The following is a 23,237-nucleotide window of genomic DNA, read 5'->3' as shown; positions in this document are numbered from 1 at the left end:
AGCCCCTTCCGTGCTGGCGCGCGGTCATGCTTGAGTGACAGACATGACCCGCGCTGCCGTGCTCCGCTCATTGCGGACGATCGTTCCCGACACCGTCATCGAGCAGCACGAGGTGCGCGACATCTTCGCCTCGCAGCCCGATGTCGGACGCCTCGCCCAGCGGATCATCGGGGCGTCGTTCAACGGCTCGGGCATCGACACCCGCCACACCGTCATCCGAGAGCTCTCGCCCGCGGCCGGCACGGACGACAAGATGTTCTTCGACCGTGAGACGGGCCGCCTGCAGTCGCCGGGCACCGCAGCCCGCAACGACCTCTATACGCGCGAGGCGTCGCGTCTCTTCGTGGAGGTGGCGCGCAGCGCCTTGGACGCAGACCCCGACATCGTCGCCGCAGACGTCACGCACGTCATCACCGCATCCTGCACGGGCTTCCACGCGCCGGGCCCCGAGTACGAGATCGTGCGCGGGCTGGGGCTGTCCGACAGCGTGCAGCGTTATCACCTCGGATTCATGGGCTGCTACGCCTCGCTGCCGGCGCTCCGTGCGGCGAGCCAGTTCTGCGCAGCCGACCCCACGGCCGTGGTGCTCGTGGTCAGCGTCGAGCTGTGCACCGTGCACCTTCGCTCGTCGGAGGACCCGGATCTCATCGTCGCCAACTCGCTCTTCGCCGACGGGGCGGCCGCCGGCATCGTCACCGCACGCGACCTCGCCACTCCTGTTCCTGCGGTGCGTCTCGACGGCTTCCACACGGCGATAGCCGCGGAGGGCGAGAAGGACATGGCCTGGACCATCGGCGACCACGGCTTCGAGATGATCCTGTCGACGAAGGTGCCGCAGATCATCGGGGAGACCATCATCGGTGCGATCCGTCCGCTGTACGCGCGCGAGGGCGAGCTCGCAGCCGCGTTCGACGAGGGGCGTGTGGGGGAGCGGGTGGAGCACTGGGCCATCCACCCCGGTGGACGCAGCATCCTCGACCGCGTGCAGGAGCGACTGAATCTCAGCGACGATCAGCTCTTCCCGGCCCGGGAGACGCTGCGCGAGAACGGCAACATGTCGAGCGCCACTGTGCTCTTCGTCATCAAGCGGATCCTCGACGCCGGCGCGGGGGACGGGTCGCGCGTCGCCGCGATGGCCTTCGGCCCTGGGCTGACCGCCGAGAGCGCACTGATGACGGTCACCACCGGCATCTCGTGAGACACGACCTCTCGACACGCGCCACCGAGGCGCGCGAGCTCATGGACGACCCGCATGCGGACATCGGGATGCTGGAGCGCACCTACCGGCGCTTCCGTCTCGTGAACGCGCTCGTCTCCCGACCCCGACTGCTCTATCGCCAGGACATCCTGCCGCGCGCCCGCCGTGGCCCGATCCGCATCCTCGACATCGGCGCGGGTGGCGGAGACGTATGCCGGATGATCGCGGCGCGAGCGCGGCGAGCGGGTCTCGAGGTGGAGATCACGGCGCTGGACGCCGACGAGCGGGCGATCCGCTGGGCGGCGGAGCACGATGGAGGAGCCGGCATCGCATATCGCTGCGCCTTCTCGTCAGACCTCGTGGCGGAGGGCGAGCAGTTCGACGTGGTCTTCTCGAATCACGTGCTGCACCACCTCACCGGGGCGGAGCTCGACGGCCTGCTGCGGGACTCCGAGGCGCTCGTCGGCAGCGGCGGTGTCGTGGTGCACCGCGACATCGCCCGCACTCGACTCGCCTACGTGCTGTACGACGTCGCGACGCGGATCCTCGCGGGCACGCTGTTCCGGGGCTCGTTCATCCGAGAGGACGGCCTCATCAGCATCCGTCGCTCGTACACGAGGGGAGAACTCGCCGCGCTCGTGCCGTCCGGATGGACCGTGCACTTCGGACTCCCCTCGCGGCTGGAGCTGCGCAGGCGAGCCGACGCGGTCTCATGACGCACGAAGGCCCGGCCACGCGTGAGCGTGCCGGGCCTTCGAGTCGATCGCGGTGATCAGAAGTTGATCATGTGACCTGCGAGGCCGTGGAAGCCCTCCTGCAGCGCCTCCGAGAGCGTCGGGTGCGTGTGCACGTTGCGAGCCAGCTCGAGGGCCGTGAGGTCCCACTTCTGGGCCAGCGTCAGCTCGGGCAGGAGTTCCGACACGTCGGGGCCGATCATGTGGGCGCCGATGAGCTCGAGGTGCTCGGCGTCGGCGATCAGCTTGACGAATCCGACGGGCTCGCCGAGTCCGTGCGCCTTGCCGTTGGCCATGAACGGGAACGTCGCGACCTTGATCTCGCGTCCCTCGTCCTTCGCCTGCTGCTCGGTGAGGCCGAACGAGGCGACCTGCGGCGAGCAGAACGTCGCGCGCGGCATCATGCGGTAGTCGCCCAGCGTCTGCGTCTCCGCGCCGCCGATGGTCTCTGCGGCCACGACCCCCTGCGCCTCGGCCACATGGGCGAGCTGCAGCTTGGCGGTGACGTCGCCGATCGCGTAGATGCCCTCGACGTTCGTGCGCATGTGGTCGTCGATGTCGATCGCGCCGCGCTCGGTGAGCTTCACGCCGGTGGCCTCGAGACCGAAGCCTTCGATGTTGGGGGCGAAGCCGACCGACATGAGCACCTTGTCGGCCTCGATCGAACTCTGCTGACCGTCCTTGCCGGTGTAGGAGACGGTGACGGACGAGCCGTTGTCCACGACGGACTCGACCTTGGTGGAGGTCAGGATGTCGACGCCGTAGTTCTTGTACTGCTTGGCGATCTCCTTCGACACGTCGGCATCCTCGTTGGGGAGGGCACGGTCGAGGAACTCGATGATGGTGACCTTGACGCCATAGTTCGTCATCACATACGCGAACTCCATGCCGATGGCGCCGGCGCCCACGATGACGATGGACTTCGGCAGCTCGCGCGAGAGGATCTGCTCTTCGTACGTCACGACGTTGTCGCTGAGCTGGACGCCCGGAAGAAGTCGGACCTTCGAGCCCGTGGCGATGATCGCGTTGTCGAAGGTGACCTCTTCGGTCGAGCCGTCGGACTTCGCGACCGAGATCGCCTTCGGGCCCGTGAAGGTGCCGCGACCGTCGTACTCGGTCACCTTGTTCTTCTTCATCAGGAAGTGGATGCCCTTGACGCGACCGTCGGCGACGACGCGGCTGCGGTCGAACGCCTTGCCGTAGTCGATCGTGAACTCACCCGAGATGCCGAAGAAGTCGGCCTTGTGGTTGAGCGTGTGCGCGAGCTCCGCGTTCTTCAGAAGAGCCTTGGAGGGGATGCAGCCCACGTTGAGGCACACACCGCCCCAGTACTTCTCTTCGATGATGGCGGTGGACAGACCGAGCTGCGCGCTGCGAACCGCAGCGACGTATCCGCCAGGACCTGCACCGAGGATGACGACATCGTAATGTGGCATGCCTTAAGCCTATCGCTCCGAGGAGAGGTCGGAATCGGCGGATGCCGGGTCGCGACGACCGTGGACGACGAGCCAGACGACGATGCCGACGATCACGAGGACGCCGACGATCGAGAGCACCCAGATCATCGTCGTCGGCGCCGCTGAGTCGTCGCTCTCGGGGGCCGGGGTGGCGTCCGTCCCGGGCCCCGCGGTCGCAGCCGGCTCGGGTGCTGCGGTGGCGCTGGCAGTGGGCTCGGAGCCGGGCTCTGAGGTGGGTGCGACCTCCGTGCTGTTCGTGACCGTGAAGTCGAACTCTCCCGAGGTCGGATGGCCGTCGCTCGACACGACCTTCCAGATCACGTGATAGCCGCCGGCTGGGGCCTCGGCGGCGAGCGGCTGAGTGACGATCGCCCCCTCGACCGTGGCGGTTCCGTCGGTGACCGAGTTGCCGGACGGATCCGTCACGACGACCTCGGTCGCGCCGGTCTCGTCGATGAGCTTCGCGCTGAAGGTGAGCGTCAATTCGGTGGGAAGCGTGTCGACCGTGCTGTCGGCCTCGGGGGAGGAGGCGAGCAGGCTGTCGTGGGCCGAGGCGGAGAGAGGTGCGAACAGCACGAGGAATGCGGTCAGGAGGGCGGCCGCAAGGGCGATCGGAGCTGCGGGGAGGCGACGGGCTGTGGTTTTCACGTGCTCAGCCTATGAAGTGTCGGTATGCGGTGCCTGATAGTGACGCGAGCTCCCGCGAGCGCCGTCCGATCAGTTAGTCTGGAGGACTAGGAGGGCATAGTGACAGACAGCCAGAATCGATCGGGCGGAGACGCCGCGATCCACCGTCCCGGCGAGCAGAGGCACGACGTGACGCAGACGTTCGGGCATGACTCGGACCTCTCCTTCGTGCCTTTCGGCGTGGAGCTCACCGACGTGGAGCAGGGCGCCATCGCGGCCCTTCCCTCCGGTTCCGCACTGCTTCTCGTGCGCTCCGGAGCTCTCGCGGGGGCCCGCTACCTTCTCGACACCGATGTGACGACCGTGGGCCGCCACCCCGAAGCCGACATCTTCTTCGATGACGTGACCGTCTCGCGCCGCCATGCGGAAGTGACTCGCAACGGATCGACGTTCGAGATCATCGACCAGCGTTCGCTCAACGGCACGTATGTGAACGGTGAGCGCGTCGACCGCAGTCCGCTGGTCGACGGCACCGAGCTTCGCGTCGGCAAGTTCCGGTTGAACTTCTTCGCCTCTCCCGTCGATCGCGTCGCGGCGATCGACTGATGGCGGCTTCCCCCGCCCGCGAACGCTCAGCGTCCGCGGGCCTTCTGAGCATCGGGCAGGTGCTGGCCCGGCTCACGCCCGAGTTTCCCGAGCTCACCTCCAGCAAGCTCCGTTTCCTCGAGGTGCAGGGGATCGTCAGCCCGTCGCGCACGGAGTCCGGCTACCGCAAGTTCTCGCAGGCCGACATCGAGCGACTGCGTCTCGGTCTCACGCTGCAGCGCGACCACTACCTGCCGCTCAGCATCATCCGCGAGCAGCTCGACGAGGCAGAGGCGAACGGTGAATCCGCGACCCTGGCTCCGCCGCCCTCGATCGCGCCCACTCCCCGGCGCTACCGCCGAGGAGAGCTGCTGTCGGCAGCAGGCGCGGGTCCCCAGCTTCTCAACGACGCGATCAGCACCGGCGTGATCGTCGCGCAGGAGAGCTATCCCGAGTCGACCGTCACGCTGCTTCGCGGCCTGGTCGCCCTCGATCGCCACGGTATCGAGCCCCGCCACCTGCGCTCGCTGAGGCAGGGTGCCGAGCGAGAGGTCGCACTGATCGAGTCTGCGATGTCCTCTCTGCTGCGTCGTACGGACGCCGCGTCGAGGGCGAAGGCGAGCGAGATGGCGCCGAGCCTCGCCTCGAAGATCGACGAGGTGCGCTCGCTCTTCGTCAAGGACGCGCTCACCAGGTTGCTTTCGTAACGAACTGATTGCGACACACCTTCGGTGTCCCACGGATGTCATTGCCGGTGCCGGAGGCCTGCTCTAGCGTGGAGGTAACAGCTCCAGGGAGGATTTCAAATGAATGCGGATGAGCGTGCAGGCGACCCGCGGTTCGTGCCGGAACTCCTCTTCACCGACGGTCTGCCGGCGATGGACGACGAGGTCGGCTACCGCGGTGCGGTAGCGGCGCGGGCGGCCGGCATCACCTACCGGCAGCTGGACTACTGGGCTCGCACCGAGCTGGTGGAGCCCACGGTGCGCGGCGCCAGCGGTTCCGGGTCGCAGCGTCTCTACGGCTTCCGCGACATCCTCGTGCTCAAGCTCGTGAAGAGCCTTCTCGACACCGGCATCTCGCTGCAGCAGATCCGCACGGCGGTCGATGAACTCCGCCGCGCCGGCATCCGCGATCTCGCAGGAACGACGCTGATGAGCGACGGAGCCTCCGTCTACCTGTGCACCTCGAACGACGAGGTCATCGACCTGGTCAGTCGCGGTCAGGGAGTGTTCGGCATCGCTGTAGGCAAGGTCCTCCGCGAGGTCGAGTCGACGCTCGTCGAGTTCGATGCGACAGTGCCCGACCCGGTCGACGAGCTGTCGGCACGGCGCTCGAAGCGTTCCGCCTGAGCATTCGCCACCGAAGTCCCGCGAGCAGAGTCGCGCGACACGAAGAAACGGCCACCCTCGCGAGAGGATGGCCGTTCTGCTGTCCGGGGTGAGTCAGGCCTGCACGCCCGAGTCGGCGACCTGGATCCGGCCGGTGCGGATGATCCGGTCGAGCAGCTGATCGAAGTCGGAAGCGAGCTCCTGGGCCGAGTCGCCCGGCCAGATGTGGAGCGGCTTGGCTGCGCCCTGAGCCTGCTGCAACGAGGTGCGCTCGGGAAGCTGGGGGGAGAGCACGAGCGGACCGAACATGTCGCGCAGCTCCTTGATGCGGAACTGGTGCTCGATCGACTGGGGGCGCACCCGGTTCACGACGATGCCGAGAGGCTGGAGTCGGGGGGAGAGGCCGCGACGGATCTCTTCGATCGCGCGCAGCGCGCGGTCGGCCGCAGCCACGGAGAAGAGCCCGGGCTCTGTGACGACCATCACCCGGTCGCTCGCTGCCCACGCGGTGCGGGTGAGGGCGTTCAGCGACGGGGCGCAGTCGATGAGGACGAGGTCGTAATCGGCCTCGACGGCAGCGAGCGCCTCTTCGAGCTTCCAGACGTCGCGCACGCTCGGGTGCGGGCCGTCGAAGTTGATCGCGGACGGACTGCCGATCAGCACGTCGATGGTCCCGGGGTGCACCTTTGCCCAGCCGCTCGAGGTGATCGCCTGACGGACGACCTTCTCCTTCGGGTTCGCCAGGACATCGGCGATGTTGAGCCGACCTGCCACCTGGATGTCCATCCCGGTGGACACATCGGACTGTGGGTCGAGGTCGACGACGAGCGTTCGGACACCACGGGCGAAGGCTGCTGAGGCCAGGCCGAGTGTCACGGTCGTCTTGCCGACGCCTCCCTTGAGAGAGCTGACGCTGAGTACGTGCACGAACACCACGTTACCTTCCCCTAGGCTGGGTGCACACTCAGCCCCGCCCCATGCGCGCCGTATCCCGATGCGTATCGAGCTCCCAGAGGTGTGCATGTTCCAGAAGATCCTTGTGGCGAACCGCGGCGAGATCGCGATCCGTGCCTTCCGTGCGGCTTTCGAAGTCGGGGCCAGGACTGTGGCGGTGTTCCCGCACGAGGACCGTGGTTCGGTCCATCGGCTCAAGGCCGACGAGGCCTACGAGATCGGCGAACGCGGTCATCCGGTGCGCGCCTATCTCGACGTCGATGAGATCATCCGCGTCGCGAAGGATGCCGGAGCAGATGCGATCTACCCCGGATACGGCTTCCTCTCGGAGAACCCGGAGCTGGCCGAGAAGGCCGCCGCCAACGGCATCGTCTTCATCGGGCCCCCTGCGAAGGTCCTCGAGATGGCTGGCAACAAGGTCGAGGCCAAGCGTCATGCCATCGAGGCCGGCGTTCCGGTGCTCCGTTCGACGGAGGCGTCCGATGACATCGATGCACTCGTCGCCCAGGCCGCCGAGATCGGCTTCCCGCTGTTCGCGAAGGCCGTCGCCGGCGGTGGCGGACGCGGCATGCGACGCGTCGAGTCCGCTGGTGAGCTCGCTCCGGCACTCGCAGAGGCCATGCGCGAGGCCGCCAGCGCGTTCGGCGATCCGAGGATGTTCCTCGAGCAGGCGGTCCTTCGTCCTCGGCACATCGAAGTGCAGATCCTCGCCGACAAGACGGGCGAGACCGTGCACCTCTTCGAGCGGGACTGCTCCGTGCAGCGCCGTCACCAGAAGGTGGTGGAGATCGCCCCGGCGCCGAACCTCGACGACGGCATCCGCACCGCGCTGCACGGCTACGCCGTCGCGTTCGCCCGTTCCATCGGATACGAGAACGCGGGAACGGTCGAGTTCCTGCTCGAGACGGCGGGGGAGCGCACCGGCGAGGTTGTCTTCATCGAGATGAATCCGCGCATCCAGGTCGAGCACACGGTCACCGAGGAGGTGACCGACGTCGATCTCGTGCAGAGCCAGATGCGCATCGCGGCCGGACAGACGCTCGCGGAGCTCGGCCTCGAGCAGAAGGATCTCCATGTGCGGGGAGCTGCGCTGCAGTGCCGCATCACGACGGAGGATCCCACTCAGGGGTTCCGTCCGGACACCGGCAAGATCACCACATACCGCTCACCGGGTGGCGCAGGGATCCGGCTCGACGGCGGCACCGTCCATCAGGGCGCGCAGATCAGCCCGCACTTCGACTCGATGCTCGCGAAGCTGACCTGCCGTGGTCGCGACTACCCTGCTGCGGTGGCGCGCGCGCGGCGCGCGCTGGCGGAGTTCCGCATCCGCGGCGTCTCGACGAACATCCCGTTCCTGCAGGCGCTGCTCGAGGATGACGCGTTCATCGCCGGCGACGTGAGCACGTCCTTCATCGACGAGCGTCCCGACCTGCTGCGCGGACGCGAGTCGAAGGATCGCGGTACCCGGATCCTGAACTGGCTGGTGGACGTGACGGTCAACAAGCCCCACGGCATCCACCCCGGCTCGTTGGATCCGCGGGCCAAGCTTCCGGCCGTAGACCTGTCCGCCACCCCGGCATCCGGTTCACGGCAGCGCCTGCTCGAGTTGGGACCGGAGGGCTTCGCGAAGAGCCTCCGCGCGCAGAGTGCCCTCGCCATCACGGACACGACCTTCCGTGATGCGCACCAGTCGCTCCTGGCCACCCGGGTGCGCACGAGGGATCTCGTCGCGGTCGCACCGCACATCGCCAGGCTGACGCCGGAGCTGTTCTCGGTCGAGGCCTGGGGAGGTGCCACCTACGACGTCGCTCTGCGCTTCCTGGGCGAAGACCCCTGGGAGCGTCTCGACAAGCTGCGGGCCGCCCTTCCGAACGTCGCGATCCAGATGCTTCTCCGGGGACGCAACACCGTGGGCTACACGCCCTACCCGACGGCGGTCACCGAAGCGTTCGTGAAGGAGGCGGCGGCGAGCGGCGTCGACATCTTCCGGATCTTCGATGCCCTCAACGACATCGAGCAGATGCGCCCAGCGATCGACGCGGTGCGGAACACGGGTACGGCCATAGCCGAGGTGGCGCTCTGCTACACCGGCGACCTGCTGAACCCGGCCGAGGACCTGTACACCCTCGACTACTACCTGAATCTCGCCGAGCAGATCGTCGGGGCCGGCGCGCACATCCTGGCGATCAAGGACATGGCGGGCCTTCTGCGTCCTGCGGCGGCGGCGAAACTCGTCACCGCGCTGCGCGAGCGCTTCGATCTGCCCGTGCATCTGCACACGCACGACACCCCCGGCGGACAGCTCGCCACCCTGCTCGCCGCCAGCGCGGCGGGTGTGGATGCGGTCGACGCGGCATCCGCTCCGCTTTCCGGCACGACCAGCCAGCCCTCGCTCTCTTCTCTCGTCGCCGCGCTCGCGCACACGGATCGGGACAGCGGCATCTCTCTCGACAGCGTCTCGAACCTCGAGCCGTACTGGGAGGCGGTCCGCCGGATGTACGCGCCGTTCGAATCCGGACTTCCGGGCCCCACAGGCCGGGTCTACCACCACGAGATCCCGGGCGGTCAGCTGTCGAACCTGCGTCAGCAGGCGAAGGCGCTCGGCCTCGCAGAGGACTTCGAGCTGATCGAGGACATGTACGCCGCCGCCGATCGGATCCTCGGCCGGGTTCCCAAGGTGACCCCCTCGTCGAAGGTGGTCGGCGATCTCGCGCTGCACCTGGCAGCGGTGAAGGCGGACCCCGCCGATTTCGAGGCGAACCCCGAGAAGTACGACGTGCCCGACTCCGTCGTCGGGTTCATGGCGGGTGAACTCGGCGACCTCCCGGGCGGATGGCCCGAGCCCTTCCGCACCAAGGTTCTGGCGGGACGGTCGGTGCGCACAGGCATGACGGAGATCTCGGCCGACGATGAGGCGGCCCTCGCAGGTGACGGTGCGACCCGTCGGGCGAGACTGAACACGCTGCTGTTCCCCGCGCCGATGCGCGAGTTCACCGAGCGACGCGACGTGTTCGGCGATCTCTCGGTGCTCGACACGGCCGACTACCTCTACGGTCTCGTCCAGGGGCAGGAGCACGTCGTCGAGATCGATCGCGGCGTCCAGCTGTACGTGGGGCTCGAAGCCATCGGCGATGCGGACGACAAGGGCATGCGCACCGTCATGACGACGCTCAACGGTCAGCTGCGACCGGTGTTCGTGCGCGACAGATCGGTGGCAGTGGACGTGCACGAGATCGAGAAGGCCGACACCTCGGTGCCCGGTCAGGTGGCCGCACCGTTCTCGGGCGTCGTGACGCTCAAATCGGAAGTCGGTGACTCGGTGCGCGCCGGTGAACCGGTCGCATCCATCGAGGCGATGAAGATGGAGGCCGCCATCACGGCCCCCGTCGACGGTGTGGTCGAGCGCCTCGCGATCGGTGCGACGCAACAGGTCGAGGCCGGCGATCTTTTGGTCGTGATCCGCCCGGCGCACTAATCTTGTGCGGGCGAGGCCGCGTTCGACGCAACGCACCCGAGGCCCGCACAAGCTTGGAGTGACACAGTGACCCCGAAGAACGTGGCAGACAACCCGGACGATGAGTCCAGAGGGGTCCTCGACGACGCGACGTCGTTGGACACCTCGGCGATCGGGATCCTCGGCACCGCGCAGGTGAGCGTGGTGTTGCCGACGGACGATGACGACGACCTGGAAGACGACGGCGTCATCGAGGGCGAGGTCGTCGCGGATCTGATCGTCGACGAGCCCGTCGCCGCGGCGAAGGCTGCGGCGGAGATCGCACCGGCACCGCTCGGTGCGGCGCCGATGATCATCGAGCTGCCGCCGGAGCCCGCGAAGAAAGAGATCCAGCGACCCGAAGTCGAGGCGGAAGCAGAGCCCCAGGCGGAGCCTGAGCCTGCGGTAGAGCCTGAGTCTGAGGTCGAGCCTGAGTCCGCAGTCGAGCTTGAGCCTGAGCCTGAGCCTGAGCCTGAGCTCGAAGTTGAGCCTGAGGTCGAGCCCGAGCCTGAGCCTGAGGTCGAGCCCGAGCCCGAGCCTGAGCCTGAGGTCGAGTCCGAGCCTGAATCTGAGGTCGAGTCTGAGTCTGAGGTCGAGCGTGAAATCGAGCCCGAGCCCGAGCCCGAGCCCGAGCCCGCGGTCGCTCCCGCGACCGAATCGCAGTCGGAAACGGAACAGGACGCTCAGCCCGAGCCCCCGCGCACACGTGAGCGCACTCCGGTGACTGCATCAGCCACGGATGCCGGCGCCATTCCGTCCGCGAAGCCGGCTGCAGTGCCTGCTGATGCCGTCGCCGCGGAGGAGGCCGCTGCCGCCGCAGCGTTCATCGCCAAGGCGAAGGCGGACTTCGACGCCGCGCCGACCTCGAGGAGAGCGTCGGCGGCATCATCTCTCGCCAAGAAGGAGACTTCGGCAATGGACGCACAGAAGCCCAGGAACGCCGTGGCACCCGCGACTCGATCGACCCGGGCCGACGTGCAGCTCTCGTCGAAGCGTCTGGACGACCTCGGCGACTCCTCTCGCGAGAGCGCCGACCTCCTCACCGCCGACCGACTGCTCGATCCGCACCGTCTCACCAAGCCCGAACCCGAAGGGGCGTGGAGTCACTTCCTCTACGCCATCTCGGGGCGTCGGATCAACATCGGTGACGGACGCCGCGCCCGCGAGCGGAAGGCTCTGAGCGCGCGGATCGCCGCTCCGATCGTCGGGGGAGCCCGGTTCGTCCCCGTGCTGTCGCGGAAGGGCGGAGTCGGCAAGACGACGATCACCGCTCTGCTGGGCATGGCCCTCGCCGACGCCAGGGACGATCGCGTCATCGCGGTCGACGCCAACCCCGACCGCGGCACCCTCGCCGAGCGCGTGGTGCGGCCGCACCACAACAAGTCGGTGCGCGACCTCGTCCGCATCCATGACGAGGTCAGGGGGTATCACGACATCTCTGCGATCGTCGCGCGAGATGCCACCCGCCTCGACGTGCTCGCGTCCGACTCGGATCCTCGGATCGCCGAGGCGTTCAGCGACAGCGACTATCGCGACGTGGCAGGCGTCGCCGCGCACTACTACTCGCTCGTGCTCACGGACACCGGAACCGGCATCGTGCACTCGGTCATGTCGGCCACGCTCGATCTGGCCGATCAGATCGTGATCGTGTCGGGGCTGAGCGTCGACGAGGCGCGGCTGGCGTCGGAGACCCTGACGTGGCTCGAGAGCAACGGGTACGCCGAGCAGGCCCGCGAGGCGGTCGTGGTGCTGAACCAGTCGACGCCCGGCGCCCCGCTGGTGCGCCTCAACGAGCTCGAAGCGCATTTCGGCACGAGGGCGAAGCATGTGGTGCGGATGCCGTACGACTCGCAGATCGCCGGGGGCGGGACCATCGTCTTCGCCAATCTCCAGCCTGAGACACGGGTGGCGGCACGGGAGCTGGCTGCGCTGCTCGTCGAAGGTCTGCGGGCGAAGGGCGCCTGATGGCGGTCCGTGAGATCCGGGTCTTCGGAGACCCCGTGCTTCGCACCGTCTGCGCACCGATCGACCGTATCGACGAGGGGGTGCGCGCGCTCGTCGCCGATCTGATCGACACCGTCGAGCTGCCTGGCCGTGCCGGTGTCGCGGCTCCGCAGATCGGCGTCGCGCTCCGCGCCTTCAGTTACAACATCGACGGTGACATCGGTTACGTGCTCAATCCCGTCCTGACCGAGGTCCGGGGTGAGCCGGTGCCCACGGGGGAGGGCTGCCTGTCGGTTCCCGGCCTGTGGCACGACGCCCTGCGACACCCGTGGGCCCGCGTCGAGGGCATCGACCTCGACGGCGAGCCGGTGGTGCTCGAAGGAAGCGGTCTGCTGGCGCAGGCGCTCCAGCACGAGACCGATCACCTCGATGGGAAGCTCTACCTCACGAGGCTGGATGCCGAGACCCGCAAGCGTGCGATGCGCGAGGTCAGAGAGAGCGCCTGGTTCTGATCCCCGGACACTGAGAAAGGCCCCGCCGGAGCGGGGCCTTTCTGCTGTCTCGCGAGCCTCAGCCGCCGATCGCGACGTTGGTCGTCGAGACGGGTTCGTCGTAGATGGCAGCGATCTCGTCGGCGAAGTCGCTCATGATCACGTTGCGCTTGATCGACAGCTTCGGAGTGAGGTGACCGGAGGCCTCGGTCCATTCGCTGTCGAGAACGGTGAACTTGCGGATGGACTCCGCGCGCGACACGCGCGCGTTGGCGGCATCGACCGCCTTCTGGATCTCGGCACGGACGGCATCGTTCGTGGCGGCCTCGGCGAGCGACATCTCCTTCGGGAGGCCGGCGTTGCCGAGCCAAGTCGGGAGCATCTCAGGATCCAGCGTGATGAGCGCGGAGATGAACGGACGCTGGTCGCCGACGACGACGACCTGTCCGATGATCGGATTCGCGCGGATCGGGTCTTCCAGCGCGGCCGGCGCGACGTTCTTTCCGCCGGCCGTGACGATGATCTCCTTCTTGCGACCGGTGATGGTCAGGAAGCCCTCGGAGTCGAAGCTGCCGATGTCGCCCGTGTGGAACCAGCCGCCGTCGCTGAACGCCTCTGCGGTCGCCTCGGGGTTGTTCCAGTACTCCTTGAAGACGTTGATGCCGCGGACCTGGATCTCACCGTCGTCCGCGAGTCGCACACCCACACCGGGGAGCGCGGGGCCGACGGTGCCGATCTTCGACTTGTCGGCCAGGTTCACGGTCGCCGGAGCAGTCGTCTCGGTGAGACCGTATCCCTCGAGGATCACGACGCCGAGGCTGTGGAAGAAGTGGCCCAGACGCGAACCGAGGGGAGCGGAGCCCGACACCGCGTAGACGACTCTGCCGCCCATGGCTTCACGCAGCTTGCTGTAGACGAGCTTGTTGAAGAGTGCGAACTTGAGCTTCGTCCCGATCGGGATGCTCTTGCCCTCCTCGACGAGCTTCGAGTGCTGGATGGCGACGTCCGCGGCGGCGCGGAAGATCTTCCCCTTCCCACCGGCCTCGGCCTTCTGCTCGGCGGAGTTGTAGACCTTCTCGAAGACGCGCGGCACGGCGAGAAGGTAGGTCGGCTTGAACGACCCGAGCGCCGGCAGCAGCTGTCGAGTGTCGGGCTGGTGTCCGGTGCGCACGCCGGCGTGGATGTTGAGGATCGAGATGAAGCGCGCGAACACGTGCGCTGTCGTGATGAAGAGCAGCGTGGAGGAACCCGGTGTCTGAACCACTGCGTCGAGTGCCGTCGCGGAATTGCGGCACAGCTCGACGAAGTTGCTGTGTGTGAGGACGCAGCCCTTGGGGCGGCCGGTCGACCCCGAGGTGTAGATGAGGGTGGCGATGTCAGAACCGACGGCGATGTTGCGGAGACGCTCGATCTCGGCATCGGTGACGGATGCGCCCTGGGCGGTCAGCGAATCGATCGCTCCGAGGTGCAGCTGCCACACCTCGCGGAGCAGCGGGAGGTCGCCGCGCACCTCATCGAGCCGAGCGAAGTGCTCCGGTGACTCGACCACGAGGGCGATGGCACCGGAATCCTCGAGGATCCACTGGATCTGCGACGGAGAGCTGGTCTCGTAGATCGGGACCATCACGGCGCCGGCGTAGAACAGCGCGAAGTCGACGAGAGTCCACTCGTAGGTCGTGCGTGCGAGGAAGCCCACCTTCTCACCCGGCTGGATGCCCGCGGCGACGAAGCCCTTGGCCAGCGCGATGACCGCAGTCTCGAAGTCGGCTGCGGTGATGTCGCGCCATCCGTCGCCATCGGGCACTGCGAAGAGGGGGCGATCGGGAGTCGCTTGGACGCGCTTCGCCAGCAGGTCGGCGATGTTCGCGTCTGGGTCGGCGGGGACGACGGCGGGGACTTCAAACTGGACCACGGCAGCTCCTTCGGTACCGGTCGGGCACTGGGTTGCACACGAGTCTAGAGCATGACACTCGGTCGCATATCAGGTGACACTCAGTCGCCGATCGGGTCTCGCGAGACCGCGGCTGTGGCGGATGCCGAGCACGACGCTAGACTTCACCTCGATGTTCTACTGGCTGATGAAGTACGTGGCGATCGGTCCCGTGGTCAAAGCGATATTCCGACCATGGGTGGTCGGGCGCGCGAACATCCCGGCGAACGGCGCGGCGATCCTCGCCAGCAACCACCTCTCCTTCGCCGATTCCATCTTCCTGCCGCTGATGATCGACCGACCGATGTCGTTCCTCGCCAAGAGTGACTACTTCACCGGGCGCGGGATCAAGGGCTGGGCCACCAAGTTCTTCATGAAGGCGACGGGGCAGATCCCGATCGACCGCTCCGGCGGCAAGGCGTCCGAAGCCTCTCTCAACACCGGCCTGCAGGTACTCGGACGCGGCGACCTGCTCGGCATCTATCCGGAGGGCACGCGGAGCCCCGACGGCCGGCTCTACCGTGGCCGCACCGGGATCGCCCGGATGGCGATGGAGGCGAAGGTCCCGGTGATCCCGGTGATCATGGTCGACACCGACACCGCGATGCCCATCGGGCAGCGCCTGCCGCGCGTGGTGCGGGTCGGGATCGTCATCGGCGAGCCCCTGGACTTCTCCCGCTACGCGGGCATGGAGAACGATCGCTACATCCTCCGCTCGGTCACTGACGAGATCATGGTCGCCCTCCAGCGACTGGGTGAACAGCAGTACGACGACGTGTACGCATCGACCGTGAAGGACCGGCTCCCGGCGCGCGTCACACAGCGCTCCTGAGGCATCCCGGCTTCGTCACGAGCACTAGGCTGGACACATGCTCCAGCACCACATCGACGCGCTTGATGCGTGGCGCTCGCTCCCGATCAAACAGCAGCCTCAGTGGCTCGACGCAGAGCGTGTCTCCGAGGTCTCCACGCAGATCTCGACGCTCCCGCCCCTGGTGTTCGCCGGCGAGGTCGACAACCTCCGCGATCGTCTTGCGCGAGCAGCGTCCGGCAAGGCGTTCCTGCTGCAGGGCGGCGACTGCGCAGAGACCTTCGCGGGTGCCACCGCCGACCAGATCCGCAACAGGATCAAGACGGTCCTGCAGATGGCCGTGGTGCTGACGTACGGCGCATCGATGCCCGTGGTGAAGATGGGTCGCATGGCCGGCCAGTTCGCCAAGCCGCGGTCGAGCGACACCGAGACCCGTGGCGATGTCACGCTTCCCGCCTACCGCGGCGACATCGTGAACGGCTACGACTTCACCGAGGCGTCCCGCCGTGCCGATCCCGGCCGCCTGCTGCAGGGATACCACACGGCCGCGTCGACGCTGAACCTCATCCGCGCGTTCACGCAGGGTGGCTTCGCCGATCTGCGCGAGGTGCACTCGTGGAACAAGGGCTTCGCGCAGAACCCGGCGAACCAGCGCTACGAGCGCATGGCGGCCGAGATCGACCGGGCCATCAAGTTCATGGAGGCGGCCGGCGCCGACTTCGACGAGCTCACCCGCGTCGAGTTCTTCACCGGGCACGAGGGCCTGCTGATGGACTACGAGCGCCCGATGACCCGCATCGACTCCCGTACGGACACGCCGTTCAACACCTCGGCGCACTTCCTGTGGATCGGGGAGCGCACGCGCGAGCTCGACGGTGCGCACGTCGACTACTTCTCGAAGATCCGCAACCCCATCGGCGTGAAGCTCGGTCCGACCACGTCACCCGAGACGGCGCTCGCGCTGATCGACAAGCTCGACCCTGACCGCGAGCCGGGCCGTCTGACGTTCATCACGCGCATGGGCGCTGGCAAGATCCGCGACGCGCTGCCGCCGCTGCTCGAGGCCGTCCGCGACTCGGGCGCGCAGCCGCTGTGGGTCACCGACCCCATGCACGGCAACGGCATCACGACGCCCACGGGGTACAAGACGCGTCGCTTCGATGATGTCGTCGACGAGGTCCGCGGCTTCTTCGAGGCGCACCGGGCCGTGGGCACGTTCCCCGGCGGCATCCACGTCGAGCTCACCGGTGACGACGTCACCGAGTGCCTGGGCGGATCCGAGCACATCGACGAGGCCGCCCTCGCGACCCGCTACGAGAGCCTGTGCGACCCGCGTCTCAACCACATGCAGTCGCTCGAGCTCGCCTTCCTCGTGGCCGAAGAGCTCGAGAAGCGCTGACCACGATCCATCAGACAGAAGGGTCCTCTCCGTAGTCGGAGAGGACCCTTTCTGTGTGGCGGCTGCGACAGGCGGCCGACGGCGTGCGGCCGCGGGCGATAAGCGCGGGGACCGCCCGCCTCCTAGAACGCGCTGCTGCGGATCTGGAGAGTGATCTCGGTGCCCTTCGGGCGCTGCGCGCCGGCACCCGGATCGGACCCGCTGACCTCGGTGAAGTCGTTGGGGAACGCGTTCCAGATGCCGTTCCAGGTCGGTTCGAAACCGGCGTCCCGGATCACCTGGGCGGCCTCGTCGCGGCTCATCCCCTCGACCTCGGGCACGGGGAACAGTTCGGGTCCTTTCGAGACGATCAGCTGAACAGTATCGCCGGGGCGCCGATTGCCCTCTTCGGCGCGGTCGGTGACGCCGATGACGACATCCTTCGCGACCGAGTCGCTGAAGACGAACTGCGAGTCCGGGTTGACCTCGACGCCCTTGTCGCGCAGCGTATTCGTCGCCTGATCGACGCTCATTCCCGCGACATCGGGGAACGCGCCGGCGGAGACGTACAGCTCGACCGTGTCGTCCTCGCGCAGCTCGCAGCCCTCGGCGCACGCATAGACCTCGCCGCCGTCGCGAGGCGTCACGAAGGCGTTGATCACGCGCCCGGCCTCGGCGTCGGAGAAGAGCTGCAGGGAGGTCTCTGTGACGTTGATCCTGATGTCCGCGAGGTAGTCGCGAGCTTCCTGCTCGGTCTTGCCGTTGAGGGTCTCCACCGTGTGCGATGCCGGACCCGAGGACACGAAGACGGTGATCTCGGTGCCCTTGTCGAGGCGTTCGCCCTCGCCGGGGTCCGTACGGATCGTCTCACCGGCGGCGATGTCGATGGAGCTCTCCTCGCCGCGCACCGGCACGAAGCCCTCTGCGGTCAACGCCGATGCGGCGTCGTCGTACGACAGACCGGCCACCCCCGGGACGGCGACGAGTGAACCAGGACCGGACCCGAACCACCAGCCGACACCACCGGCGACGGTCGCGAGAAGCAGCACCAGCGTCAGAAGGAACGCTCCGCGCGCGCGACGTCGTGATGAGCGGCGACGCAGGAGCGTCGCGTTGTCGACGGCGGCCGTGACCGGGGCGGTCGGGTCGGCGATGACCATCGTGCTCGGCATGACCTTGGTGAGGTCCGCGGAGTCGGCCTGCGAGCGCTGCGATGTCGTCGCAGCGGCGACGGCGGGTGCGATCCCGAGCCCGCGCTCGATCTCGCGCAGTCGCTCCAGCATCTGCTGCGCATCGTCGGGACGCTCATCCGGCGATTTCTCCGTGGCCCAGAGCACGAGTTCGTCGAGCTCCTCCGGCACGCCGGGATTGCGCACGCTCGGGCGCGGCACGGACTCGGTGGCGTGCTGGAAGGCGATCTGCATGGGCTGCTCGCCCTTGTACGGCTGTTCGCCGACGAGCATCTCGTACAGCATGATGCCCAGCGCGTAGATGTCGCTTCTGGCGTCGGCAGTGCCGCGAGTGACGAGCTCGGGTGCGAGATAGGCGATGGTTCCGAGCAGCTGCTGTCCGGTGGCCGTGTTCGCGGTGGTCGCACGGGCGAGACCGAAGTCGCCGATCTTGATGCGTCCGTCTTCGGCCAGCAGCACGTTCTCGGGCTTCACGTCACGGTGCACGATCCCGGCGCGGTGCGCTGCGGAGAGGCCGGCGAGGACGGCATCCATGATGGTGATCGTCTGCGGGATCGTGAGCCGCTTCTGCTCGCGCAGCAGTTCGCGCAGCGTGATGCCGGGAAGGTACTCCATCACCAGGTATGCGAGTTCGCCGTCCTGGCCCTGGTCGAACACGTTGACGACGTGGGGATCGGCCAGCCGCGCGGCAGCACGTGCCTCTTGGATGAACCGGCTCTGGAAGGCGGAGTCGTCGCTCAGGTGCGCGTGCATGACCTTCAGAGCGATGCGCCGCTCGAGGCGGAGATCGGTGGCGACATAGACGGTCGCCATGCCTCCACGGGCGATTCGGGCGCGCACGCGGTACCGACCGTCGACAAGCCGCCCGATGAGGGGGTCGGCCTGCTGATTGGTCGTCACGTCAAGATTCTATGGAGAACTGCCTGAAAGCCCCGGGAGCGGCTCGCCCCTTGCACCTGCGGGTTTGCCCGGAAGCGCGTCACCCGTGGACACCGAGCCACTGGTGGGCCTGGGTCTCCCACTGGCCGTAGCGATCGGGATACGCGGAGATCTGGACGGCCTGCGCGGCATCCGTGAATGACATGCTCTCCCAGCCTGAGATGTCGAAGAGCCCCCGCGAGGCCTGCCCGTTCGGATCCGACGAGCCGCCGAAGAAGACACGGGTGCTCCGGTCGGCGTCGACCGCCTGCTCGGGCGAACCCCAGCCCATGCTGGGGCGCTGCTGGAAGAGGCCGAGGGAGTCGCGGTCACCCCATGACAGATTGCGCATGCTGGATTCGACCATGGCGGTGGCGAGAGCGATCGCGATGGCGCGGTCGGGCGCGCCGAGCTCGCGTCCGACGCGGATGATGAGCGAGGCGTTCGCGGCCTGTTCGGCGTCGAGGTTCGCGAACAGCTGGGGAGGGGGCGTGGCCGCCGCCGGGGCGGGCGTCGGAGCCGGAGCCGGCGCTGGCGCCGCCGCGACGGTCAGCGACTGGCCGGGGTAGATGATGGCTCCGGAACCCAGGCCGTTCAGCGCGAGGAGCTGCGCGACGGTCGTGCCGTACTTCTTCGCGATGGCGAACAGGGTGTCTCCTGCGGCCACAGCGTGCGCCTGGCCACCGGTCGCGGTCGGAGCGGGGGCGGCTGTCTGCGCGGGGGATGCCGGTGGTGCGGCCGACGGAGCTGACTCGCCGCTGAGCGCGAGCTGCTGGCCGGGGTAGATCACGGACGACCGGTCAAGGCCGTTCGCGGCGAGAACAGCGTCGACGCTCGTCCCGTGCTTCTGCGCGATGCCGAACACGGTCTCGCCGGCGACGACGGTGTGCTTCGCCGTCGGAGCCGCCTGGACCGGGGCCGGGGCCGGCGAGGGGGCACTCGCTCCTGCCAACGACAGCGTCTGCCCCGGGTAGATCACCGAACGCCAACTGAGTCCGTTCCAAGCCAGGACCTCGACGGTGCGCAGACCGAACCGGTTCGCGATCGACGAGATCGTGTCGCCCGGCCGCACCGTGTACACGGCAGGAGGCGCCTCCGTCGGCGCGATCCGCGTCGGCGTCGCCTGCAGTCGTTCGATCGGGGACGAGACCGCGTCGGCGGATGCGGGGGTGGCAGCGATCCCCGCAGACAGCGTGCCCAAGAGGGCGGCGGGCACCCCGAGCTGAAGAGTGCGCGTTCGTCGCGCGACGGCAGGCGTTCTCACGGGGATCCCCCTTGTTCGGCGTCCGCCCACGCTGACACGGATGTAAACGGATGTCAACAGGAGTGACGGATGGTGCGGATGGTGCCGATGTGAACCGAAGCCCCGATGCGGAAAGTGCGATCGGCGCTCAGAGGTGAGATAGTTGCAACGTGTCTGTGCCGTCTGAAAGCAACCCGTCTGAAACCTCGCAGCCCGAGGCTGCGTCCGCGAACGCCGTGAGCGCCGCCGGCGTCACCGCCACCGAGTGGCTCACGATGCCCGACCTCGTGGAGGTCCTCGACGAGGCCCTCGGTCGTGTGCGCAGGCTCATCGACGAGCACTACCTCGTCGGCTCGCGCCGCTCCGGCGTGTTCGCGGTTCCGTCGGTGTTCATCGTCGACAACCACCCGCTGCCCTCGCTGCGAGGCACGATCATCGTGCTGCAGGATGCGGGCTTCTCCGACGACGAGGTCATCGACTGGCTCCTCGCTCCCGAGGAGGAACTGGGTCGCTCGCCGATCGACGCGCTTCTGGCCGGACACAAGAGTGCTGTCCGCAGGGTCGCCCGCACCCTCGCCTGAACCGAGCTCTCTGAAGCGGTTCGCGCTCAGGCCGAGCGCACCGTCGCAGCGCGTGCGAGATCGCGCAGGTCTCCGACAGCGGTGGTGTCGAGCCGCGCTCCGGAGAGAGCGCGATCGGCTTCCCGCGCATAGTCGTCGATCATCCGCTCCACGCGCTCCAGGGCGCCGGAGGCCGTGATCGTCGCCTGAAGGAATGCGACCTGCTCGCTGGTGAGGTCGGGATCGCCGAGCATCTCATCGAACAGGGTGCGAGCGGACGCGTCGAGAGTCTGCCTCGTCAGAGCGACCAGCACGGTGCGCTTGCCCTCGCGCAGGTCGTCACCGGCAGGTTTGCCGGTCACGGCGGCGTCGCCGTAGACGCCGAGCAGGTCGTCGCGCAGTTGGAAGGCCATCCCGACCGGATGGCCGAACTCGCGAAGCGCCAGAAGCTGGTCCTCGTCGGCATCCGCGATCGCTGCACCGAGCACGAGGGGCTGCTCGATGCTGTACCTCGCGGATTTGAGGGAGACGACGCGAAGCGCACGCTCGACGTGCGAGTCCGTGGCGTGGACGCTCCAGGCGGACTCCTCCGCGATGTCGAGGAATTGGCCCACGGTGACGTCCCGGCGCATCCGTCCGTATTCGCGGCGGACCGCCGAGGCATGGGGGAGCGGCTCGATCGCCTCCTCGAGGAGGTCGTCGCTCCAGGCCACCAGCAGGTCACCGAGCAGGATCGCCGACGAGCGGCCGAAGGCGGCGGGGTCGCCTCGCCATCCGGCTGCGACGTGCGCGCCTTCGAGCGCGCGGTGGGCCGCCGGACGTCCCCGCCTCGTGTCGGAGTTGTCGATCAGGTCGTCGTGCACCAGTGCGGCCGACTGGAAGATCTCCAGAGCCGCACAGACATCCCAGAGGCCCGTCGATTCTTCGGCGTCGCGGTCGCGGAAACGTGCGACCGACTGCCATCCCGCGTGGCAGAAACGGGCCCGCAGGCGCTTGCCACCCACCAGGGTGTCGGCTGCCGAGTCGATCAGGCCTTCGGCATCCGGGCCGTATTCGGCCGACTCGCCTCGCATCCGGTCGAGGAAGAGGCGCAGGCGTGCGGCGACGGCGTCGGAGACAAATGAGGGGGACGGCACGACTCCCAGCATACGTAAAGCCAACGGAGGCCCTTGAAGCTAGCCCGCAGCGGCATACCGCGCGTAGAATGGACGGACGAATACCCGAGGGGGACGAAATGCCACTCTCCGAACAGGAGCAGCGTCTGCTCGACGAGATGGAACGCCATCTCCTCCACAACGACGCCGATGTCGTCACTGCGCCGTCTGGTGACCGCGCTCTCAGCTACCGCAACCTCGTGTACGGAGCCCTTCTGCTCCTCGCCGGTGTGGGTGGGTTGATCGTCGGAGTCGTCCTCGGGGACGTCTGGGGAGTCGTGGTCGGAGTGATCGGATTCGCCGCCATGCTCGGCGGCGTCATGATCGCTGTGACCCCCGTCCGCAAGCCCCTCTCCGCTGCACCCCGCGAACGCGCGGCGAAGCAGCAGAGCTCAGCGTCCTTCATGGATCGCATGAACGATCGATGGGACCGCCGCCAAGACGGCAACTGACCCACACACCTTCACGAAGGCCCGGATGCTCTGAGCATCCGGGCCTTCGTGCGTTCGGACCCGTATGCCGGCCCGGGGCTGCGTCGTGATGCCGGGCTCCGTCCTCCACTCACGCTCCACCGTCCTCCACCGCCCTTGAGCCGCGGAAATCCGCGGCTCTTTGTCGTACGCGCACTCACAGGAGCGGTCTGGACAGGGATTGACCGTAGGTTTGTGGAGGAAAGTGGAGTAAAGTGGGGCGCACCTCGAGTTGGCCGGACGGAGAGGGGGTGATGGCTGATGTTGCTGGGAACGCATTCTCCGAAGTTGGACGACAAAGGACGGGTCATCCTTCCTGCGAAGTTCCGCGAAGACCTCGGTGGCGGCATCGTCGTCACCCGAGGGCAGGAACGCTGCCTCTACGTCTTCAGCACGGCCGAGTTCGAGACGATGCACGAGCGGATCCGCCAGGCGCCGCTCGCGAACAAGCAGGCGCGTGACTTCATGCGCCTGTTCCTCTCCGGTGCGAGTGCGGAGATGCCCGACAGTCAGAACCGCATCACCATCCCCGTGCACCTCCGTCAATACGCGGGGCTGCAGAAGGAGCTCATCGTCACCGGAGTCGGCGCCCACGCCGAGATCTGGGATGCGGAGAGCTGGAACACCTACCTCGCAGCAGGCGAGGAGACCTACGCAGATCTCGAGCAGGAGGTGATTCCGGGCCTCTTCTGACCACGGCTGTGATGCCCCGCCGCTCCTGCCCCGACACACTTCCCCGGTGCCGGGTCGTGAAGCGGAGGGGGATCAG

Annotated in this window: 20 protein-coding genes; 13 read left to right on the top strand and 7 right to left on the bottom strand. The window is 67.7% G+C overall.

All coding sequences use genetic code 11. The annotated features are described in order from the left end of the window. Window positions 1–43: 43 nt before the first annotated feature. Both BMW26_RS10780 and BMW26_RS10775 read left to right on the top strand, forming a co-directional pair. The gene (locus BMW26_RS10780; protein ID WP_232224451.1) at window positions 44–1,198 is read left to right on the top strand and encodes a type III polyketide synthase; all 1,155 of its coding nucleotides are present in this window, start codon (window positions 44–46) and stop codon (window positions 1,196–1,198) included. Then, window positions 1,195–1,914 carry a methyltransferase domain-containing protein gene (locus tag BMW26_RS10775; protein WP_072591468.1) on the top strand — a complete coding sequence of 240 codons (720 nt, stop codon included), beginning with the start codon at window positions 1,195–1,197 and terminating at the stop codon, window positions 1,912–1,914. Before BMW26_RS10780 ends, BMW26_RS10775 begins: the two co-directional genes overlap by 4 nt. 56 nt (window positions 1,915–1,970) lie before the next feature. Here BMW26_RS10775 and lpdA read toward each other — a convergent pair whose 3' ends face one another. Next, entirely contained in the window at window positions 1,971–3,368 is a 1,398-nt protein-coding gene (gene lpdA / locus BMW26_RS10770) for a dihydrolipoyl dehydrogenase (protein ID WP_053096802.1), read from the bottom strand. Between the two features lie 9 nt (window positions 3,369–3,377). Continuing rightward, complete coding sequence (locus tag BMW26_RS10765; RefSeq protein ID WP_072591467.1) at window positions 3,378–4,037, bottom strand: copper resistance CopC family protein; 660 nt, start codon at window positions 4,035–4,037, stop codon at window positions 3,378–3,380. Window positions 4,038–4,136: 99 nt separating this feature from the next. On the opposite strand from BMW26_RS10765, the gene BMW26_RS10760 reads away from it, so the two are divergent. The 3 genes from BMW26_RS10760 to BMW26_RS10750 all read left to right on the top strand — a co-directional run bounded on the left by BMW26_RS10760 (window position 4,137) and on the right by BMW26_RS10750 (window position 5,953). Beyond that, window positions 4,137–4,622 carry an FHA domain-containing protein gene (locus BMW26_RS10760; protein WP_150115087.1) on the top strand — a complete coding sequence of 162 codons (486 nt, stop codon included), beginning with the start codon at window positions 4,137–4,139 and terminating at the stop codon, window positions 4,620–4,622. Continuing rightward, a complete protein-coding gene (gene ftsR / locus BMW26_RS10755) occupies window positions 4,622–5,308 on the top strand; it encodes a transcriptional regulator FtsR (RefSeq protein WP_056278971.1) in 687 nt (228 codons plus the stop codon). Before BMW26_RS10760 ends, ftsR begins: the two co-directional genes overlap by 1 nt. Window positions 5,309–5,407: 99 nt before the next feature. After that, a complete protein-coding gene (locus BMW26_RS10750) occupies window positions 5,408–5,953 on the top strand; it encodes a MerR family transcriptional regulator (protein WP_053096796.1) in 546 nt (181 codons plus the stop codon). Between the two features lie 93 nt (window positions 5,954–6,046). Here the strand turns inward: BMW26_RS10750 and BMW26_RS10745 are convergent, their stop codons facing one another. After that, a complete protein-coding gene (locus BMW26_RS10745; protein ID WP_053099164.1) occupies window positions 6,047–6,859 on the bottom strand; it encodes a ParA family protein in 813 nt (270 codons plus the stop codon). Between the two features lie 94 nt (window positions 6,860–6,953). On the opposite strand from BMW26_RS10745, the gene BMW26_RS10740 reads away from it, so the two are divergent. From BMW26_RS10740 to def, 3 genes are all read left to right on the top strand, one after another. Beyond that, window positions 6,954–10,361, top strand: a complete 3,408-nt coding sequence (locus tag BMW26_RS10740) for a pyruvate carboxylase (protein WP_072591466.1) — start codon at window positions 6,954–6,956, stop codon at window positions 10,359–10,361. Between the two features lie 66 nt (window positions 10,362–10,427). Beyond that, the gene (locus tag BMW26_RS17470; protein ID WP_157557427.1) at window positions 10,428–12,344 is read left to right on the top strand and encodes a MinD/ParA family ATP-binding protein; all 1,917 of its coding nucleotides are present in this window, start codon (window positions 10,428–10,430) and stop codon (window positions 12,342–12,344) included. After that, complete coding sequence (def, locus tag BMW26_RS10730) at window positions 12,344–12,835, top strand: peptide deformylase (protein ID WP_072591465.1); 492 nt, start codon at window positions 12,344–12,346, stop codon at window positions 12,833–12,835. The genes BMW26_RS17470 and def overlap by 1 nt, the downstream gene beginning before the upstream one ends. Before the next feature lie 58 nt (window positions 12,836–12,893). Here def and BMW26_RS10725 read toward each other — a convergent pair whose 3' ends face one another. Continuing rightward, window positions 12,894–14,726 carry an AMP-dependent synthetase/ligase gene (locus tag BMW26_RS10725; protein ID WP_056278967.1) on the bottom strand — a complete coding sequence of 611 codons (1,833 nt, stop codon included), beginning with the start codon at window positions 14,724–14,726 and terminating at the stop codon, window positions 12,894–12,896. Between the two features lie 151 nt (window positions 14,727–14,877). On the opposite strand from BMW26_RS10725, the gene BMW26_RS10720 reads away from it, so the two are divergent. Continuing rightward, window positions 14,878–15,576 (top strand): lysophospholipid acyltransferase family protein, encoded by a 699-nt coding sequence (locus tag BMW26_RS10720; protein WP_053099163.1) that lies wholly within the window; start codon window positions 14,878–14,880, stop codon window positions 15,574–15,576. Between the two features lie 37 nt (window positions 15,577–15,613). Beyond that, window positions 15,614–16,954 carry a class II 3-deoxy-7-phosphoheptulonate synthase gene (locus BMW26_RS10715; RefSeq protein WP_056278966.1) on the top strand — a complete coding sequence of 447 codons (1,341 nt, stop codon included), beginning with the start codon at window positions 15,614–15,616 and terminating at the stop codon, window positions 16,952–16,954. Window positions 16,955–17,076: 122 nt separating this feature from the next. On the opposite strand, the gene pknB is transcribed toward BMW26_RS10715, so the two are convergent. Together pknB and BMW26_RS10705 are read right to left on the bottom strand one after the other, a co-directional pair. After that, the gene (gene pknB, locus BMW26_RS10710; RefSeq protein ID WP_072591464.1) at window positions 17,077–19,023 is read right to left on the bottom strand and encodes a Stk1 family PASTA domain-containing Ser/Thr kinase; all 1,947 of its coding nucleotides are present in this window, start codon (window positions 19,021–19,023) and stop codon (window positions 17,077–17,079) included. 79 nt (window positions 19,024–19,102) lie between these two features. Beyond that, window positions 19,103–20,305 (bottom strand): LysM peptidoglycan-binding domain-containing protein, encoded by a 1,203-nt coding sequence (locus BMW26_RS10705; protein ID WP_072591463.1) that lies wholly within the window; start codon window positions 20,303–20,305, stop codon window positions 19,103–19,105. A 215-nt stretch (window positions 20,306–20,520) separates the two neighbouring features. Between BMW26_RS10705 and BMW26_RS10700 the strand changes: the two genes are divergently transcribed. Continuing rightward, window positions 20,521–20,865: an Rv2175c family DNA-binding protein gene (locus BMW26_RS10700; RefSeq protein WP_332257703.1), complete on the top strand. Its 345-nt coding sequence runs from the start codon at window positions 20,521–20,523 to the stop codon at window positions 20,863–20,865. A 26-nt stretch (window positions 20,866–20,891) separates the two neighbouring features. Here BMW26_RS10700 and BMW26_RS10695 read toward each other — a convergent pair whose 3' ends face one another. Next, window positions 20,892–21,992: a polyprenyl synthetase family protein gene (locus BMW26_RS10695; protein WP_072591462.1), complete on the bottom strand. Its 1,101-nt coding sequence runs from the start codon at window positions 21,990–21,992 to the stop codon at window positions 20,892–20,894. An 86-nt stretch (window positions 21,993–22,078) separates the two neighbouring features. Here BMW26_RS10695 and BMW26_RS10690 point away from each other — a divergent pair, with 86 nt between their 5' ends. Continuing rightward, entirely contained in the window at window positions 22,079–22,450 is a 372-nt protein-coding gene (locus BMW26_RS10690; RefSeq protein WP_053096778.1) for a DUF3040 domain-containing protein, read from the top strand. A 279-nt stretch (window positions 22,451–22,729) separates the two neighbouring features. Then, a complete protein-coding gene (gene mraZ / locus BMW26_RS10685) occupies window positions 22,730–23,161 on the top strand; it encodes a division/cell wall cluster transcriptional repressor MraZ (protein ID WP_053096776.1) in 432 nt (143 codons plus the stop codon). Window positions 23,162–23,237: the final 76 nt, after the last annotated feature.

This window comes from Microbacterium sp. 1.5R (genome assembly GCF_001889265.1).
Taxonomy (GTDB): Bacteria; Actinomycetota; Actinomycetes; order Actinomycetales; family Microbacteriaceae; genus Microbacterium.
The sequence above is the reverse complement of the archived record's forward strand: the minus strand, read 5'-3'. Positions and strand labels throughout refer to the sequence as shown.

Excerpts from the sequence above, each read along its gene's own strand:
- BMW26_RS10780 (WP_232224451.1), top strand. The coding sequence starts at position 44 with ATGACCCGCGCTGCCGTGCTCCGCTCATTGCGGACGATCGTTCCCGAC.
- lpdA (WP_053096802.1), bottom strand. The coding sequence starts at position 3,368 with ATGCCACATTACGATGTCGTCATCCTCGGTGCAGGTCCTGGCGGATAC.
- ftsR (WP_056278971.1), top strand. The coding sequence starts at position 4,622 with ATGGCGGCTTCCCCCGCCCGCGAACGCTCAGCGTCCGCGGGCCTTCTG.
- BMW26_RS10750 (WP_053096796.1), top strand. The coding sequence starts at position 5,408 with ATGAATGCGGATGAGCGTGCAGGCGACCCGCGGTTCGTGCCGGAACTC.
- BMW26_RS10740 (WP_072591466.1), top strand. The coding sequence starts at position 6,954 with ATGTTCCAGAAGATCCTTGTGGCGAACCGCGGCGAGATCGCGATCCGT.
- def (WP_072591465.1), top strand. The coding sequence starts at position 12,344 with ATGGCGGTCCGTGAGATCCGGGTCTTCGGAGACCCCGTGCTTCGCACC.
- BMW26_RS10720 (WP_053099163.1), top strand. The coding sequence starts at position 14,878 with ATGTTCTACTGGCTGATGAAGTACGTGGCGATCGGTCCCGTGGTCAAA.
- BMW26_RS10715 (WP_056278966.1), top strand. The coding sequence starts at position 15,614 with ATGCTCCAGCACCACATCGACGCGCTTGATGCGTGGCGCTCGCTCCCG.
- BMW26_RS10695 (WP_072591462.1), bottom strand. The coding sequence starts at position 21,992 with ATGCTGGGAGTCGTGCCGTCCCCCTCATTTGTCTCCGACGCCGTCGCC.
- BMW26_RS10690 (WP_053096778.1), top strand. The coding sequence starts at position 22,079 with ATGCCACTCTCCGAACAGGAGCAGCGTCTGCTCGACGAGATGGAACGC.
- mraZ (WP_053096776.1), top strand. The coding sequence starts at position 22,730 with ATGTTGCTGGGAACGCATTCTCCGAAGTTGGACGACAAAGGACGGGTC.